This window comes from Rhizobium sp. Root1203, from assembly GCF_001424945.1.
GTDB lineage: Bacteria > Pseudomonadota > Alphaproteobacteria > Rhizobiales > Rhizobiaceae > Rhizobium.
In genome coordinates this window covers 168,220-182,106 of the sequence record NZ_LMCW01000056.1, presented here as the reverse complement: position 1 = coordinate 182,106, position 13,887 = coordinate 168,220, and the positions used below count along the sequence as shown (strand labels likewise).

The following is a 13,887-nucleotide window of genomic DNA, read 5'->3' as shown; positions in this document are numbered from 1 at the left end:
GGATATATTTGTGGATTTGCGTAATAAGACCCTCTGCGCCTCCGGCTTTCATGCACCGGAGCGTGGAGAAATCGACATTTTGGACAATGCTCTGATCGCCATTGGCGCCGACGGCAAGATCGAGGCGATCCATCGGCCCGGCGATCCGAACTACCGGGCCGTACGTGACGCGCGAGAGGAGACGGGCGAACTGGTCAGCCTGGCGCCCGGTTCGTATCTGCTGCCGGGTTTCGTCGATCTGCACGTGCACGCGCCGCAATATCCGCAGCTCGGCAGCGCGCTGGATGTACCACTTGAGATCTGGCTGCAGAAATACACCTTCCCGCTCGAGGCCCGGTACGAAGACCTGGCGTTCGCGCGACACAGCTACGGCCTGCTGGTCGAGGACCTGCTGGCGAACGGCACGACGACGGCGCTCTATTTTGCCACCATCCATCAGGAGGCCACGCGGGCGCTGGTCGATATCTGCCTCGATAAAGGTCAGCGCGCGCTGATCGGAAAAGTGGCGATGGACAATGCCGACGAGTGCCCGGACTATTATCGCGACGCCTCGCCGGAGGCGGCGATCGAGGGGACGCGCGCACTGATTGACTATATCACCGTTCATCCGGAAAACGGCGAAGCCCGCGTTCTGCCCGTAGTTACGCCCCGGTTCATTCCTTCCTGCACCGATGCAACTCTTGAAGGTCTCGGCGCGATCGCCAGGGAATGCGGCTGCCATGTCCAGACGCATTGCTCAGAAAGCGACTGGGCACATGGCTATGTGCTCTCGCGTCACGGCGCCACCGATGCCGAAATGCTTGATCGCTTCGGCTTGCTCGGGCGCCGCAGCGTCCTTGCCCACGCCAATTTCCTGACGGCTGACGACATGGAGCGAGTTCGTGTTCGCGAGGCCGCCGTGGCGCACTGCCCGCTGTCGAACGTCTACTTCGCCAATGCCGTCTTTCCGTTGCTGGCCGCGCTGGAAAAAGGGCTGCATGTGGGCCTCGGTACCGACATTTCCGGTGGTCCAAGCGCCTCGATGCTGGAGAATTGCCGTGGCGCGATCCTGATGTCGCGGGCTTTGGAGGCAGGCGTCGATCCCAATCTCGATGATAGAGCGCGCGCCACCTTCGGTCCGGCACAGATCGATTTTCGCGATGCCTTCTACATCGCAACGACGGGCGGCGGTGTTGCCCTCGACCTGCCTGTCGGCCAGTTCAAACCCGGCTATCTCTTCGACGCGATCGTTATCGACACGAAGGCGCAAAAGGGATCCGTTCGGTTGTTCGACGAGTTCGATGCCGGCGAGCAGATCCTGCAGAAGATCATCAACACCGCCTCCAAACCGAATATCGCGTCAACTTGGGTTGGTGGGCTCAACGTTCGTCTGTCCTAAGCTCCGCGTTGTCCCGGAACATTTCGATGATCGCCGAAAAATCGCGGCCGCCATTTCCCTGCTTTTCGAACAGCGAGAATAGCTGCGCCGCCTCCGCGCCGAGCGGCGTCGATGCTCCGCTCGAAAGGGCTGCCTCCTGCGATAGCCGCAGATCCTTCAGCATCAGGGCCGCCGCAAAGCCCGGTTTGTAATCATTGTTGGCGGGGGATGCCGGGACTGGGCCTGGCACCGGGCAATAGGTATTGATCGACCAGCATTGCCCCGACGAGGTCGAGGCGACATCGAAAAGCGCCTGGTGCGAAAGCCCAAGCTTTTCTCCTAGTACGAAGGCTTCGCAGACGCCGATCATCGATATGCCAAGGATCATGTTGTTGCAGATTTTCGCCGCCTGCCCCGCCCCGGCCTCGCCGCAGTGGACGATCTTCTTACCCATCGCCTCGAGGATCGGCTTGGCCTTTGCAAAACTTTCCGGCGACCCGCCGGCCATGAAGGTCAGTGTGCCCGCCGCAGCTCCGCCGGTACCGCCCGAGACCGGTGCGTCGACCGACAGACAACTCGCTGCCGTCGCCATCTCGTGGGCCTTGCGCGCGCTGTCGACGTCTATCGTCGAGCAATCGATGACAAGCGTTCCCGATGCAGCCGAGCGCAGGATGTCTGTCCAGGCGCTCAACACATGCTTACCCTGCGGCAACATCGTGACGATGACCTCCGCATCCGCCACGGCCTGGCTGATGTGGCTCGCCGGCTGAATACCGTTTGCTTCGGCGGCTTGCAGGATCGGTGCCGCGAGATCGAACCCGGTCACGTGGTGGCCCGTTTTGACGAGATTTGCCGCCATCGGCCCGCCCATGTTGCCGAGACCGATGAATGCGATGGTTGTCATGTCGCTCTCCTACTTTTGTCTGCCGGGATGGATGCTGCCGCTTCTTCGGCGATCCACGTGATGCAGCCGCCCAAGTTCAGCGGCGGTAGACGAAGCCCATCTTGCGGCCGATCCGCGAGGCATACAATTCACCGATGATGCCGCGCCGGAAGACCAGCACACAGACCATGAAAACGACGCCCGTGATGATCGTGACCGGGAATTCCGACGTCGCCAGATAGTTCTCCAGCGTGACGACCAGCCCTGCGCCGAACAGCGGACCGATCAGCGTCCCGATGCCGCCGAGGAGCGTCATCAGGATCACCTCCCCCGACATCTGCCACGCGACATCCGTCAGCGTAGCAAACTGGAAGACGATCGACTTGACTGCGCCTGCCAATCCCGCCAGAGCAGCAGACATGACGAAGGCACCGAGCTTGTATCGCGCCACGGAATAGCCAAGCGAAATGGCGCGTTGCTCGTTCTCACGGATCGATTTCAGGATCATGCCGAAGGGTGAATTGATGAAGCGCCAGATGATCAGCAAGCCGATGATAAACACCGCCAGCACGAAGTAATACATATTGGTCGAGCTGTTTAGATCGAGAATGCCGAACAGGTGCCCGCGCGGTACGGACTGGATCCCATCTTCGCCGTGGGTGAATTCGGCCTGAAGGCAGAAGAAGAAAAACATCTGCGAGAGCGCCAGCGTGATCATCGCGAAGTAGATGCCCTGACGTCGGATCGCGAAGAAGCCCATGACGAGCCCGAGGAAGGCGGCGCCCGCGACGCCGAGGAGAATGCCGAGTTCCGGCGACAGTCCCCATTCTTTCACGGTGTATGCCGTGAAGTAGGCAGCACCGCCGAAGAAGGTGGCGTGACCGAAGGAGAGAAGACCGGTGTAGCCGAGCAGCAAGTTGAAGGCACAGGCAAAGAGCGCGAAGCAAAGCAGCTTCATCAGAAAGATCGGGTAGAAGAAGAACGGAGCCAGCAGCAGAAGCAACGTGCCGATCACGAGGAATCCGGTCTTCACCGAGGCGGCCGCGCGGCGCTTTTCTGCATGGATCGTCTGGGTGATCTCCGTCATTTCAAGCATCCCGGCCAAAGAGGCCCGCGGGCCTGATGAGAAGCACGATCGCCATGATCACGAAGATCACGATGTTGGATGCTTCCGGATAGAAGACCTTGGTCAGGCCCTCCGCAATACCAAGCATATAGCCGGTGACGATTGCACCCATGATCGACCCCATGCCACCGACGACGACCACGGCAAAGACCACGATGATCATGTTGGAGCCCATCAGTGGCGAGACCTGATAGATGGGCGCGGCAAGGACGCCGGCGAAGGCAGCAAGACCCGCGCCAAGCGCGTAGGTCAGCGTCAGGAGCAGTGGAACATTGACGCCGAACGCCTGAACCAGCGTGGCGTTCTCCGTAGCCGCCCGCAGGTATGCCCCGAGCTTCGTCTTCTCGATCAGCAACCACGTGCCGATACAGACGACAAGCGACATGACCACAACCCAGCCGCGGTAGATTGGCAGGAACATGAAGCCGAGATTGAGCGCCCCGGCAAGGGCCGGCGGCTGTGCATATGGCTGGCCCGAGGAGCCGTAGAGATAGCGAAACGTCCCTTCGACCGCGAGCGCCAGGCCGAACGTGAAAAGCAGGCCATAGAGGGGATCGAGATCGTAGAGATGCCGCAGGAACAGCCGCTCGACCACCGCGCCCGCAAGCCCGACAATGAGAGGCGCAAGCACCAACGACGGCCAGTAACCGATGCCGAGATAGGCAAGCAGCAGATAGGCGACGAACGCACCCAACATGTATTGCGCGCCGTGCGCGAAGTTGATGACGCGCAGCAGGCCAAAAATGATGGCGAGGCCGAGGCTGAGCAGCGCATAAAACGAGCCGTTGATCAAGCCGATCAGCAACTGGCCCATGAATGCCTGCAGGGGAATGCCGAAGATCATCATCATACGATCACACTCCCAGAACCTTGTGCAGCGTATCCATTCGCTGCGGCAGCTCGCCGACGGGGAACTCCGACACCATCTGCCCGTGATCCATTAGATAGAAACGGTCGGCGATCCGGCTAGCAAAACGGAAATTCTGTTCGACAAGCAGGATTGTCATGCCGCGCTGCTTGAGGTTCTTCAGCACTTCGCCGATGCGCTGGACGATGACCGGTGCCAAGCCTTCGGTTGGCTCGTCGAGAAGCAGCATGCGAACGCCAGTGCGCAGGATGCGGGCTATCGCCAGCATCTGCTGCTCGCCGCCGGACAGCTTTGTGCCGGAACTGTTACGCCGTTCGTATAGGTTCGGAAAGAGTTCGTAGATCTCCTCCAGCGTCATGCCACCATCCGCCACGACGGGTGGCAGTAGCAGATTTTCAGAGACGGTCAGCGTCGAGAAGATGCCGCGCTCCTCCGGAACGAAGCCGATCCCCTTGTGGGCCGTCCTGTGCAACGGCACTTGCATCATGTCCGAACCGCCGAAGCTGATCTTGCCTTTGCGGGCGCGCACAATACCGGTGATCGTGCGCAGGGTCGTGGTCTTGCCGACGCCGTTGCGGCCAAGGATCGTGATGGTTTCACCCTCGGCGACCCGCATGTCGACGCCGTGCAGGATGTGGCTTTCGCCGTACCAGGCATTCAATCCCTGGACCTCCAGAAGCGTGGTCATCAGCCGTCCTCCGTTCCCATGTAGGCCCGGCGAACCCGTGGGTCGGCGCTGACCGTTGCATAGTCGCCCTCGGCAAGGATCTCGCCGCGCTGAAGCACGGTCACCTGCTGACAGATGTTGGCGACGACGGAGAGATTGTGCTCGACCATCAGAACGGCCCGGTCGCGAGCGACATCGCGGATGATGGCGGAGACGACGCTCACGTCCTCCTGCCCCATACCGGCCATCGGCTCGTCGAGCAGCAGCACTTTTGGATCGAGCGCCAGCGTCGTGGCAATTTCGAGTACCCGCTTGCGGCCATAGGAGAGGTCGGCGGCGAAGCTGTCGCGCTCCTTGGAGAGACCGACCTTCGCAAGCAATTGCTCGGCGCGGTCATTCAACCGATCGAGCGCCGAGACCGGGCGCCAGAACTGGGTCGACAGGTGGTTCGGCCGCTGCAGGGCAACCCGGAGATTGTCGAGCACCGTCAGATGCGGAAAGACTGCGGAGATCTGGAAGGAACGCACCAGGCCCATGCGCGCAACCTTGTCTGGCGGCGTCCGGGTGATGTCGGTTCCCATCAGCGTGATCGTGCCTGAGCTCGGCTGCAGAAACTTGGTCAGCAGGTTGAAGACCGTCGTCTTGCCGGCACCGTTCGGACCGATCAGCGCATGCACGCTGGCGTCATACACGTCGAGATCGACGTTCTTCACGGCGGTGAAGCCGCCAAAATCACGCCGAAGGCCACGGGCGGAAAGGACCACCCGCGGCTCTGATTGAGTGCTTGTCGTGGAGACCACCATGGGACGCCTACTTTACCAGATCGCAGCCGCTCTTTGCCGGATCGATGTAGGCTTCCTTGCCCGGGATGGTCGCCAGCACGTTGAAGTAGTCCCAGGGTTCCTTGCTGTCGGCAGGTTTCTTGACCTGAAGCAGGTACATGTCGTGGATCATGCGTCCGTTGGGGCCGACGGTACCGCCGCGACCGAAGACGTCGTCGACCGGCATCTCATGCAGTTGCTTGGCAACAGCCTCCGTGTCATCAGTTCCTGCCTTCTGCACCGCCTTGAGATATTGCAGCACGGCCGAGTATGTGCCGCTATGGATCATGTTCGGCATCTTGCCCGTACGGGCGAAGAATTTCTTGCCGAATTCCCGGCTTTCGTCGTCGCGATTCCAATAGTAGCCCTCGGTCAGCGTCAGTCCCTGTGCCGCCTCGAGGCCTAGGCCATGCACTTCGGCAAGCGTAAAGAGCAGCGCCGCCAGATGCTGGCCGCCCTGGGTAATGCCGAATTCGGCCGCCTGCTTGATGGCGTTAGCGGTATCGAGACCGGCATTGGCAAGGCCGATCACCTTGGCGCCTGAGGACTGCGCCTGCAGGAGGAAGGACGAGAAATCCTGGCTCGCCAGCGGATGTCGGACCGAGCCGACGACTTTGCCGCCATTGGCCTTGACGAAATCGCTCGTCTGCTGCTCCAACGAATATCCGAACGCATAGTCGGCGGTCAGGAAGAACCAGGTGTCGCCGCCCTGCTTGACGAGTGCGCCGCCGGTACCGACCGCAAGTGCATGCGTGTCGTAGGCCCAGTGGAAGCCATAGGGCGAGCAGGCTTTGCCGGTAAGATCCGTGGTCGCCGCACCGGTGACGATGTCGATTTTCTTCTTTTCCTTGGCGACGGCTTGGACCGCGAGCGCCACCGACGAGGTCGTCAGCTCCATGATCGCGTCCACCTGTTCGGTGTCGTACCATTGGCGCGCAATATTCGAAGCGATATCGGCCTTGTTCTGGTGGTCGGCATCAACGATCTCGACCGGCACCCCCAACACCTTGCCGCCGAAATCCTCGACCGCCATCTTTGCCGCCTCGACCGACGATTTTCCGCCGAAATCGGCATAGACGCCCGACTGGTCGTTCAGGATCCCGATCTTCACCTTTCCGTCGGATGCACCGTCGGCAAGCACAGCAGTGCTGCTCGCAAGCAAAAACGCGATCGATGCAATCAAATTCTTTCGCATGTCTCTCTCCTCCCAGAGATTGGCCGGAATACAGATCTGTTCAAATTTGGCCAGCTGCCCTCCTCAAAGCGACCAGCCCATGCCTCAAGATCACGGAATTGCATCGGCGAAGCAAGACCGCTTTACAACCAATTCCAAACAGTATCTGTTCGTTTTTGAACAGATTGCCGATCCGAGCCGCCCAGCCCCCAATGAATGCAGGGCGTTGCGGGACATGTCGTGGAAGTAGGGCGGACCAGATGATTGTGCAGGCAGGACGGCATTAGACGAAAGACCAATCGCCGACCCCTCGTTATCGTTGGGCCAATGGGAAGGCATGGATGAGCAACCGGCCGCAGTTTACCTGGGACGACCTTCAGTTCTTTCTGGCTGTCGCCCGCACCGGACAGCTTTCGACGGCAGCCCGGCAGCTGCGCAGCAGCCATGCAACGGTTTCTCGACGGATCGACCGGCTCGAATCTGCCCTCAACGTCAAGCTCTTTGAGCGCAACCCCCGTGGCTATGTGATGACCGGTATGGGCACGCGTTTCGTCGAGACCGCGGAAAAGATGGAGCAGGAGACCGAGCGCCTGCGCACCGATCTTGCCGATGGATCGATGACCCAGCGGGGCGTTGTGCGGCTGAGCGCGCCGGAGGGCTTTTCCAACTTCTTCTTCGCAACGGTGCTGGCGCAATTCGCGGCGCGACATCCGCACCTGTCGCTCGAGCTGGTGACGATCCAGCAGATCATGTCACTATCGCGCAAGGAGGCGGATATCTCCGTCGTGCTCGATGAACCGAAGGGCGGGCCTTATCTGGCGGAAAAGCTGACGGACTATCATCTGCAGGTCTACGGCTCGCGGGACTATCTCGCGAGAAGCGCGCCCATTGCCACTCGCGACGACCTTCTGATGCATCCCTTCATCAGTTATATCGAGGAGATGATCTTCGCACCCGGGCTGGACTATCTCGGCGACGTGCACCCGCGCATCAAGCCGAAGTTTCAGAGCTCCAGCATTTTCGCGCAGCTGACCGCGACCAGAAATGGGCTGGGCCTCTGTATTCTGCCCTATTTCTTCGCGAGCCGTTACCCGGAACTTCAGATCGTGCTGCCCGGCGAGATAGACCTCAAGCGGCACTATTGGATCAGCTGTCATCGCGACCTGCTGCAATCGCCGCGCGTTCGTGCCGTCTTCGACTTTCTGCGCGAAGCAGCTGCGGGCGAGGATGCACGGTTCGTTCCGCCCTGGGCGAAGCGATAGGCGCTCCGCGACCGTCCTGCGCCGGCGTGTTGACGCACCATGTCCGCGGAGCTATGCCAAACAGGTGCCGGCGGCACCCGGCAACACATTCGAGGAGGATGAACCATGCAGCACAGCCGCGAGATCTTCGACTGGGCCGATCCGTTCCGGCTTGTCGAGCAGCTGACGGACGAGGAGCGCATGGTGCTTGATACGGCTCACGCCTACGCCCAGGAGAAGCTCGCGCCCCGCGTGCTGGAGGCCTTTCGTCACGAGAAGACCGATCCTGCTATCTTCCGTGAAATGGGCGAACTCGGCCTCCTCGGCCCGACCATTGCCCCCGAATACGGCGGCGCCGGCCTCGGCTATGTCGCATACGGCCTGATCGCCCGCGAGGTCGAGCGCGTCGACAGCGGTTACCGCTCGATGATGAGCGTACAATCTTCCCTCGTCATGGTCCCGATCGATGCTTTCGGGTCGCAGGCCCAAAAACAGAAATACCTTCCGAAGCTTGCAACGGGCGAATGGATCGGCTGTTTCGGCCTGACCGAACCCAATCACGGGTCCGATCCCGGCTCGATGGTAACCCGAGCCAAGAAGGTCGACGGTGGCTATCATCTGACCGGCGCCAAGACGTGGATCTCCAACGCCCCGATCGCCGATGTCTTCGTCGTCTGGGCCAAGACCGAGGACGGCGTCATCCGGGGCTTCATCCTTGAGAAAGGTTGGAAGGGACTGTCTGCCCCCGCCATTCACGGCAAGATCGGGCTCCGCTCTTCGATCACCGGTGAAGTGGTGATGGACAATGTCTTCGTGCCGGAAGAGAACCTTTTTCCCAATGTTACTGGCCTCAAAGGTCCGTTCACCTGCTTGAACTCTGCCCGTTTCGGGATCGCCTGGGGCGCACTTGGTGCGGCCGAGGATTGCTATGCCAAGGCCCGCCAATATGTGCTCGACCGCAAGCAATTCGACCGGCCGCTTGCCGCCAACCAGTTGATCCAGAAGAAACTTGCGGATATGGCCACCGAGATCACGCTCGGATTGCAGGGCTGCCTGCGCCTTGGCCGCATGAAGGAAGACGGCCATCCGCCGGTGGAGCTGACCTCCATCGTCAAGCGCAATTCCTGCGGCAAGGCTCTGGATATCGCCCGGACGGCACGCGACATGCTCGGCGGCAACGGCATCTCCGATGAGTTCGGCATCGCCCGTCATCTCGTCAATCTCGAGGTCGTGAACACATACGAAGGCACCCATGATATCCATGCGCTGATCCTCGGCCGAGCCATCACCGGCATCGCGGCTTTTGCGAATTAGGACACAATCGTCGTCGGACAAATTGAAACCGGCCTTACAATGTGCAAGCCTCTGTTGACCTCGGGACGAACCCGTGTCGCAAGGGGGACCTCACATGCTTCTGGTTCTTGCATTTCTGATCGGCATCATTGCGGGCCTGCGCGCCATGACGGCACCCGCGGCCGTTGCCTGGGGCGCGGCTCAAGGCTGGCTCGGCGTGTCGCAGACGCCGCTCGCATTCATGGCGAACGCCTGGACACCCTGGATTTTTACCCTGCTGGCGCTGCTGGAATTCGTCACCGACCAGTTGCCCTCGACACCTTCGCGAAAGGTCCCGATACAGTTTAGCGCGCGCGTTATCATGGGCGCGCTGGCCGGCGCGACGATCGGCGCATCCGGCGGCGTGCTTGTCGGCGGATTGATTGCGGGCGTTCTCGGCGCCGTTGTCGGCACGCTTGGCGGCGCGGCAGCGCGCAGCAGGCTCGCCGCACTCTTCGGCAAGGACCCGCCTGCTGCCTTCATCGAGGACGCGGTCGCGATCGTCGGCGCCATCATCATCGTGGTGGCGGCGTCATGAGGACCTTCGACGCAATCGTGATCGGCGCCGGTCAATCCGGGCCGTTTCTCGCTGCCCGCATGGTCGAAAAGGGCATGACGGTCGCGCTGATCGAACGCAAGTTCCTGGGCGGCACCTGCGTAAACTCCGGCTGCATGCCGACCAAGACGCTTGTGGCAAGCGCACGCGCGGCCCATGTCGCTCGCGGTGCCGGCGACTATGGAGTGACGATCCCGGGTGAAATCGGGATCGACATGCGTGTGGTACGGGACCGCGCCCGAACCGTCACCATGAATGCGCGAAACGGGCTGATCGGCTGGTTCGACGGGATGCAGGACATGACCGTCATTTATGGACATGCTAGCTTCGAAGATGCACGAACCGTCACCGTCAACGGGGAGAGGCTGACGGCTCCCCGCTTCTTCCTCAATGTCGGCGCAAGGCCGACAATCCCCGATATGCCGGGCATTGCCGACATCAACTACCTCACCAGCACCTCGATCATCCAGCTCGATACGCTGCCGAAGCATCTGGCGGTCATAGGCGGCAGCTATATTGGCCTCGAATTCGCGCAAATGTATCGGCGTTTCGGTGCTGACGTGACGGTCATCGAGCGTGGGCCGAAGCTCGCGTCGCGTGAAGATGCGGATATTTCGGATGCGATCGCCGATATTCTCCGTGCGGAGGGAATCACGGTGCAGACCGATGCAGACGGGATCGCCTTTGCGAAATCCGGCAACGGGATCGCCGTCTCGGTCGCCGCGGGCAGGCCGGACGTCCTGGCGAGCCACGTGCTCGTCGCTACCGGACGCACTCCCAATACGGATGATCTCGGGCTCGATCTTGCCGGCGTCGCAACCGACAAGCGCGGCTATATCATCGTCGACGACAAGCTGGCGACAAACGTTGAAGGTATTTCGGCGCTTGGAGATTGCAATGGCCGGGGTGCCTTTACCCATACCTCCTACAACGACTTCGAGATCGCCGCCGCCAATCTGCTCGACGGCGAGGATCGCAAGCTCAGCGACCGCATTCCAGCCTATGCGCTCTACATCGATCCGCCACTCGGCCGTGTCGGCATGACGGAGAAAGAGGCGCGTGCCTCAGGACGCGAGATCCTGATCTCCACCCGGCCGATGAGCCGCGTCGGGCGCGCCAACGAGCGAGGTGAGACCAAGGGGTTCATGAAGGTAATCGCGGATGCAAAAACCAAGCAGATTCTCGGCGCTGCCATCCTTGGCATCGAAGGCGACGAGGCGATCCATGGCTTCATCGACGCGATGAACGCCAAGTCGCCCTACCCGGTGCTGCAACGGGCAATGCCTATCCATCCGACGGTTTCGGAGTTGATCCCGACATTGCTCGGAGACCTGAAGTCGGTCTAGCTTGCGAGATCCCTGCCAAAACCGAGACCCGCAAAGGTGGCCCTCTTGTCCATCGAACTGCTGATCGAAAACTACGGCTTGCTGGCGATATTTCTCGGCACCGCATTCGAGGGAGAGACCGCTGCCTTCCTGGGCGGTGTGATTTCGCATCACGGTCTGCTGACCTACTGGTCAGCCTCTGTGGCAGCGTCTGCCGGGTCTTTTGCCGGCGACCAGATCTGGTTTTATGCCGGGCGCTACGCCGAGCAGTGGAAGGTTGTCCGCCGCCTGATGGAAAGGCCGGCCCTTGCACGTGCAACCCAGCTTCTCGAACGCTATCCCACCGGCTTTATCTTTGCGTTTCGCTTTCTGGTCGGATTGCGGACAATCAGCCCCGTTGTCATAGGCACGACAGGAATTTCCACCCGCAAGTTCCTCGTCCTGAACGCCGCGGCGGCACTCGTCTGGGGGCAGTTGTTCACCGCTCTCGGCTATGTATTCGGGCACGGCATCCAACAGGCCTTGGGCAATCTTCCCATCCATCACCGTCTGCTCATCGCTCTAGGGGCCGCGGCCATCGTTGCCGTCGCGGCCCTTGCGTTTCGCAGACTGAAACCGAGCGTGGGGCAGTCATAGGTCGGATGGGAAAATGCCGGTCCTAGTCCATCACGATCTGCAGCTTCACGTCGCTCGGACGCGCCTCGACGGCCCGGTCGAAGGCTTTGACCGAATCCTCGAACTTGAACGTTGCCGAGATCAACGGCTTCAAGTCGACGCGGCCAGAGCCGAGCAGGGCGATCGAACGCTCATACTGATGGGCATATCGGAAGACGGTCTCGATACGGATTTCCTTTGTGGAAGCGGTCGACACGTCGAAACCGATCGGATTGACGGGCAGGCCGACAGCGACGATGACGCCCCCCGGGCGCGGCAGTTCCATGATCGTTTCCCAGGCTTTCGGCGAGCCGGAGCATTCGAAGATGACATCTGCGCCCCAGCCATCCGTCAGGCGAGAGACTTGTTCGGCAAGGTTCTTCTCGCGAATATTGACCGGAATGACGCCCTGGTACTGAGCGGCGATATCGAGTTTCGGCTGGGCGAGATCAGCGACAATCACCCGGGCGCAGCCGCCGGCAAGGGCCGCGATCGCCACCATCGTACCGATCGGGCCAGCGCCAAGCACGACGGCGGTATCGCCGGGCGCGATCTTCGCCTTGGTTGCCGCCTGCATGCCGACTGCGAACGGCTCGACCATTGCGCCTTCGGCGAAACTGACATTGTCCGGCAGCTTGAACGTGTAGTTGGCGGGATGCACGACCTCGGGCGTCAATACGCCGTGGATCGGTGGCGTCGCCCAGAAGGCGACGGCGGGATCGACATTGTACATGCCGAGCCGGCTCGCCTTGGAATTTGGATCTGGGATGCCCGGCTCCATGCAGACGCGGTCACCGACCTTCAGATGCGTGACGCCTTCGCCGACCTCGACGACGGTGCCGGCAGCTTCGTGACCCAGCACCATCGGCTCGTTAACGACGAAGGGTCCGATCTTGCCGTGCGTATAATAATGGACATCGGAACCGCAGACGCCGACCGTATGGATCTTGATTTTTACCTCTCCAGGGCCCGTGTCCAGCGGCAGATCGATACTGCGAAGAGCGAGTTCATGCTGGCGCTCCAGCACCAGCGCACGGACTTTGGTCATTGGCCTGTTTCCTTCCCTATCGCCTCGCCGCCTGAATCGGGCGAGACCTTCAGAGAACTATAGGACTCGATGCCTCCGCAATTCAATTCTGTTGCGAAGGCTTTTGCCCACTAGATGGTAAAATGCTCAAACGAACCTGACGAGGTTCAGCGACGGCAGCGGGTATCCCCGGAGGCGAGCCCTGACAAAGCACCCATTGAAAACGACCATAATCCTTATCAGATGCTTATTTTTACCCCACAAAGACCTACTGGAACGCTTACTCACTTGGGCCTATGAACACGTGCAGTGGACTTGGCCCTCGAGGCTCCAAGCGCATGATAGCAGTGCGTCGCGTTCGGCGACGGCGTTGCAGGAACGACAAGTGAGACCACATGAACCTTTCGGCCGTAATTCGTCCCGACCATACGTTTGTCGGGGTCGGTGCAGCGACAAAATGGCGAGGGCTGCAAGCAATCGCAGAGAAAGCGGCAGAGGCTTTCGAAATTGACCCCAAAATAATTCTTCGGGCTCTGGAAAGCCGCGAACGTCTCGGATCAACCGGCATCGGTAACGGCGTTGCCGTGCCGCACGCGGTCGTCCTGGGCATGACCCATCCACGCGGGTTGCTGATCCGCTTTGCCCGTCCGCTCGATTTCGAGGCCGTTGACGACGTGCCGACTGACATCGCATTCGTCCTGTTGTTCGGCGAAAACCACCGGGGGGAATACCTCAATGTCCTTGCTGCCATCGCCCGGCAACTGCAATCGCCCGGGATTGTAGCGTCGATGCGCAAGGCAAAAACAGCAGAAGAATTATATTCCGATTTCCTGGCCGATTCCCGCGTGTTGTAATC

General features: G+C 60.8%; 14 protein-coding genes. 7 read left to right on the top strand and 7 right to left on the bottom strand.

Features of this window, described 5'->3' with window-relative positions:
* The first annotated feature begins 10 nt into the window (after positions 1-10).
* The gene (gene guaD, locus ASC97_RS29020) at positions 11-1,378 is read left to right on the top strand and encodes a guanine deaminase (protein ID WP_057471787.1); all 1,368 of its coding nucleotides are present in this window, start codon (positions 11-13) and stop codon (positions 1,376-1,378) included.
* Here the strand turns inward: guaD and mmsB are convergent.
* From mmsB to ASC97_RS28990, 6 genes are all read right to left on the bottom strand, one after another.
* Entirely contained in the window at positions 1,359-2,261 is a 903-nt protein-coding gene (gene mmsB, locus ASC97_RS29015) for a 3-hydroxyisobutyrate dehydrogenase (protein ID WP_057471786.1), read from the bottom strand. The genes guaD and mmsB overlap by 20 nt on opposite strands.
* Positions 2,262-2,337: 76 nt before the next feature.
* On the bottom strand, positions 2,338-3,327 hold the full coding sequence (locus tag ASC97_RS29010) for a branched-chain amino acid ABC transporter permease (RefSeq protein ID WP_057471785.1): 990 nt from the start codon (positions 3,325-3,327) through the stop codon (positions 2,338-2,340).
* 1 nt (position 3,328) lies between these two features.
* Positions 3,329-4,216, bottom strand: coding sequence for a branched-chain amino acid ABC transporter permease (locus ASC97_RS29005; RefSeq protein WP_057471784.1), 888 nt, complete (start codon positions 4,214-4,216; stop codon positions 3,329-3,331).
* Positions 4,217-4,220: 4 nt separating this feature from the next.
* Positions 4,221-4,922 (bottom strand): ABC transporter ATP-binding protein, encoded by a 702-nt coding sequence (locus ASC97_RS29000; RefSeq protein ID WP_057471783.1) that lies wholly within the window; start codon positions 4,920-4,922, stop codon positions 4,221-4,223.
* The gene (locus ASC97_RS28995; protein ID WP_057471782.1) at positions 4,922-5,704 is read right to left on the bottom strand and encodes an ABC transporter ATP-binding protein; all 783 of its coding nucleotides are present in this window, start codon (positions 5,702-5,704) and stop codon (positions 4,922-4,924) included. The genes ASC97_RS29000 and ASC97_RS28995 overlap by 1 nt, the downstream gene beginning before the upstream one ends.
* A 7-nt stretch (positions 5,705-5,711) precedes the next feature.
* Positions 5,712-6,917, bottom strand: a complete 1,206-nt coding sequence (locus tag ASC97_RS28990; protein ID WP_057471781.1) for an ABC transporter substrate-binding protein — start codon at positions 6,915-6,917, stop codon at positions 5,712-5,714.
* Between the two features lie 320 nt (positions 6,918-7,237).
* Between ASC97_RS28990 and ASC97_RS28985 the strand changes: the two genes are divergently transcribed.
* The 5 genes from ASC97_RS28985 to ASC97_RS28965 all read left to right on the top strand — a co-directional run bounded on the left by ASC97_RS28985 (position 7,238) and on the right by ASC97_RS28965 (position 11,986).
* On the top strand, positions 7,238-8,158 hold the full coding sequence (locus ASC97_RS28985; RefSeq protein ID WP_057471780.1) for a LysR family transcriptional regulator: 921 nt from the start codon (positions 7,238-7,240) through the stop codon (positions 8,156-8,158).
* A 105-nt stretch (positions 8,159-8,263) separates the two neighbouring features.
* A complete protein-coding gene (locus ASC97_RS28980; RefSeq protein WP_057471779.1) occupies positions 8,264-9,451 on the top strand; it encodes an acyl-CoA dehydrogenase in 1,188 nt (395 codons plus the stop codon).
* Positions 9,452-9,545: 94 nt separating this feature from the next.
* Positions 9,546-10,007, top strand: a complete 462-nt coding sequence (locus tag ASC97_RS28975; protein WP_057471778.1) for a DUF4126 family protein — start codon at positions 9,546-9,548, stop codon at positions 10,005-10,007.
* Entirely contained in the window at positions 10,004-11,371 is a 1,368-nt protein-coding gene (locus ASC97_RS28970; protein ID WP_057471777.1) for an FAD-containing oxidoreductase, read from the top strand. Before ASC97_RS28975 ends, ASC97_RS28970 begins: the two co-directional genes overlap by 4 nt.
* A 45-nt stretch (positions 11,372-11,416) precedes the next feature.
* Entirely contained in the window at positions 11,417-11,986 is a 570-nt protein-coding gene (locus ASC97_RS28965; RefSeq protein ID WP_057471776.1) for a DedA family protein, read from the top strand.
* A 22-nt stretch (positions 11,987-12,008) separates the two neighbouring features.
* Here the strand turns inward: ASC97_RS28965 and ASC97_RS28960 are convergent, their stop codons facing one another.
* Positions 12,009-13,052 carry an NAD(P)-dependent alcohol dehydrogenase gene (locus ASC97_RS28960; protein ID WP_057471775.1) on the bottom strand — a complete coding sequence of 348 codons (1,044 nt, stop codon included), beginning with the start codon at positions 13,050-13,052 and terminating at the stop codon, positions 12,009-12,011.
* A gap of 374 nt (positions 13,053-13,426) precedes the next feature.
* Between ASC97_RS28960 and ASC97_RS28955 the strand changes: the two genes are divergently transcribed.
* Positions 13,427-13,885 carry a PTS sugar transporter subunit IIA gene (locus ASC97_RS28955; protein WP_057471774.1) on the top strand — a complete coding sequence of 153 codons (459 nt, stop codon included), beginning with the start codon at positions 13,427-13,429 and terminating at the stop codon, positions 13,883-13,885.
* The last annotated feature ends 2 nt before the right edge of the window (positions 13,886-13,887 follow it).

Coding starts and splice junctions, on each gene's coding strand:
- mmsB (WP_057471786.1), bottom strand. CDS start 2,261: ATGACAACCATCGCATTCATCGGTCTCGGCAACATGGGCGGGCCGATG.
- ASC97_RS29010 (WP_057471785.1), bottom strand. CDS start 3,327: ATGACGGAGATCACCCAGACGATCCATGCAGAAAAGCGCCGCGCGGCC.
- ASC97_RS29005 (WP_057471784.1), bottom strand. CDS start 4,216: ATGATGATGATCTTCGGCATTCCCCTGCAGGCATTCATGGGCCAGTTG.
- ASC97_RS29000 (WP_057471783.1), bottom strand. CDS start 4,922: ATGACCACGCTTCTGGAGGTCCAGGGATTGAATGCCTGGTACGGCGAA.
- ASC97_RS28995 (WP_057471782.1), bottom strand. CDS start 5,704: ATGGTGGTCTCCACGACAAGCACTCAATCAGAGCCGCGGGTGGTCCTT.
- ASC97_RS28990 (WP_057471781.1), bottom strand. CDS start 6,917: ATGCGAAAGAATTTGATTGCATCGATCGCGTTTTTGCTTGCGAGCAGC.
- ASC97_RS28985 (WP_057471780.1), top strand. CDS start 7,238: ATGAGCAACCGGCCGCAGTTTACCTGGGACGACCTTCAGTTCTTTCTG.
- ASC97_RS28980 (WP_057471779.1), top strand. CDS start 8,264: ATGCAGCACAGCCGCGAGATCTTCGACTGGGCCGATCCGTTCCGGCTT.
- ASC97_RS28975 (WP_057471778.1), top strand. CDS start 9,546: ATGCTTCTGGTTCTTGCATTTCTGATCGGCATCATTGCGGGCCTGCGC.
- ASC97_RS28970 (WP_057471777.1), top strand. CDS start 10,004: ATGAGGACCTTCGACGCAATCGTGATCGGCGCCGGTCAATCCGGGCCG.
- ASC97_RS28960 (WP_057471775.1), bottom strand. CDS start 13,052: ATGACCAAAGTCCGTGCGCTGGTGCTGGAGCGCCAGCATGAACTCGCT.
- ASC97_RS28955 (WP_057471774.1), top strand. CDS start 13,427: ATGAACCTTTCGGCCGTAATTCGTCCCGACCATACGTTTGTCGGGGTC.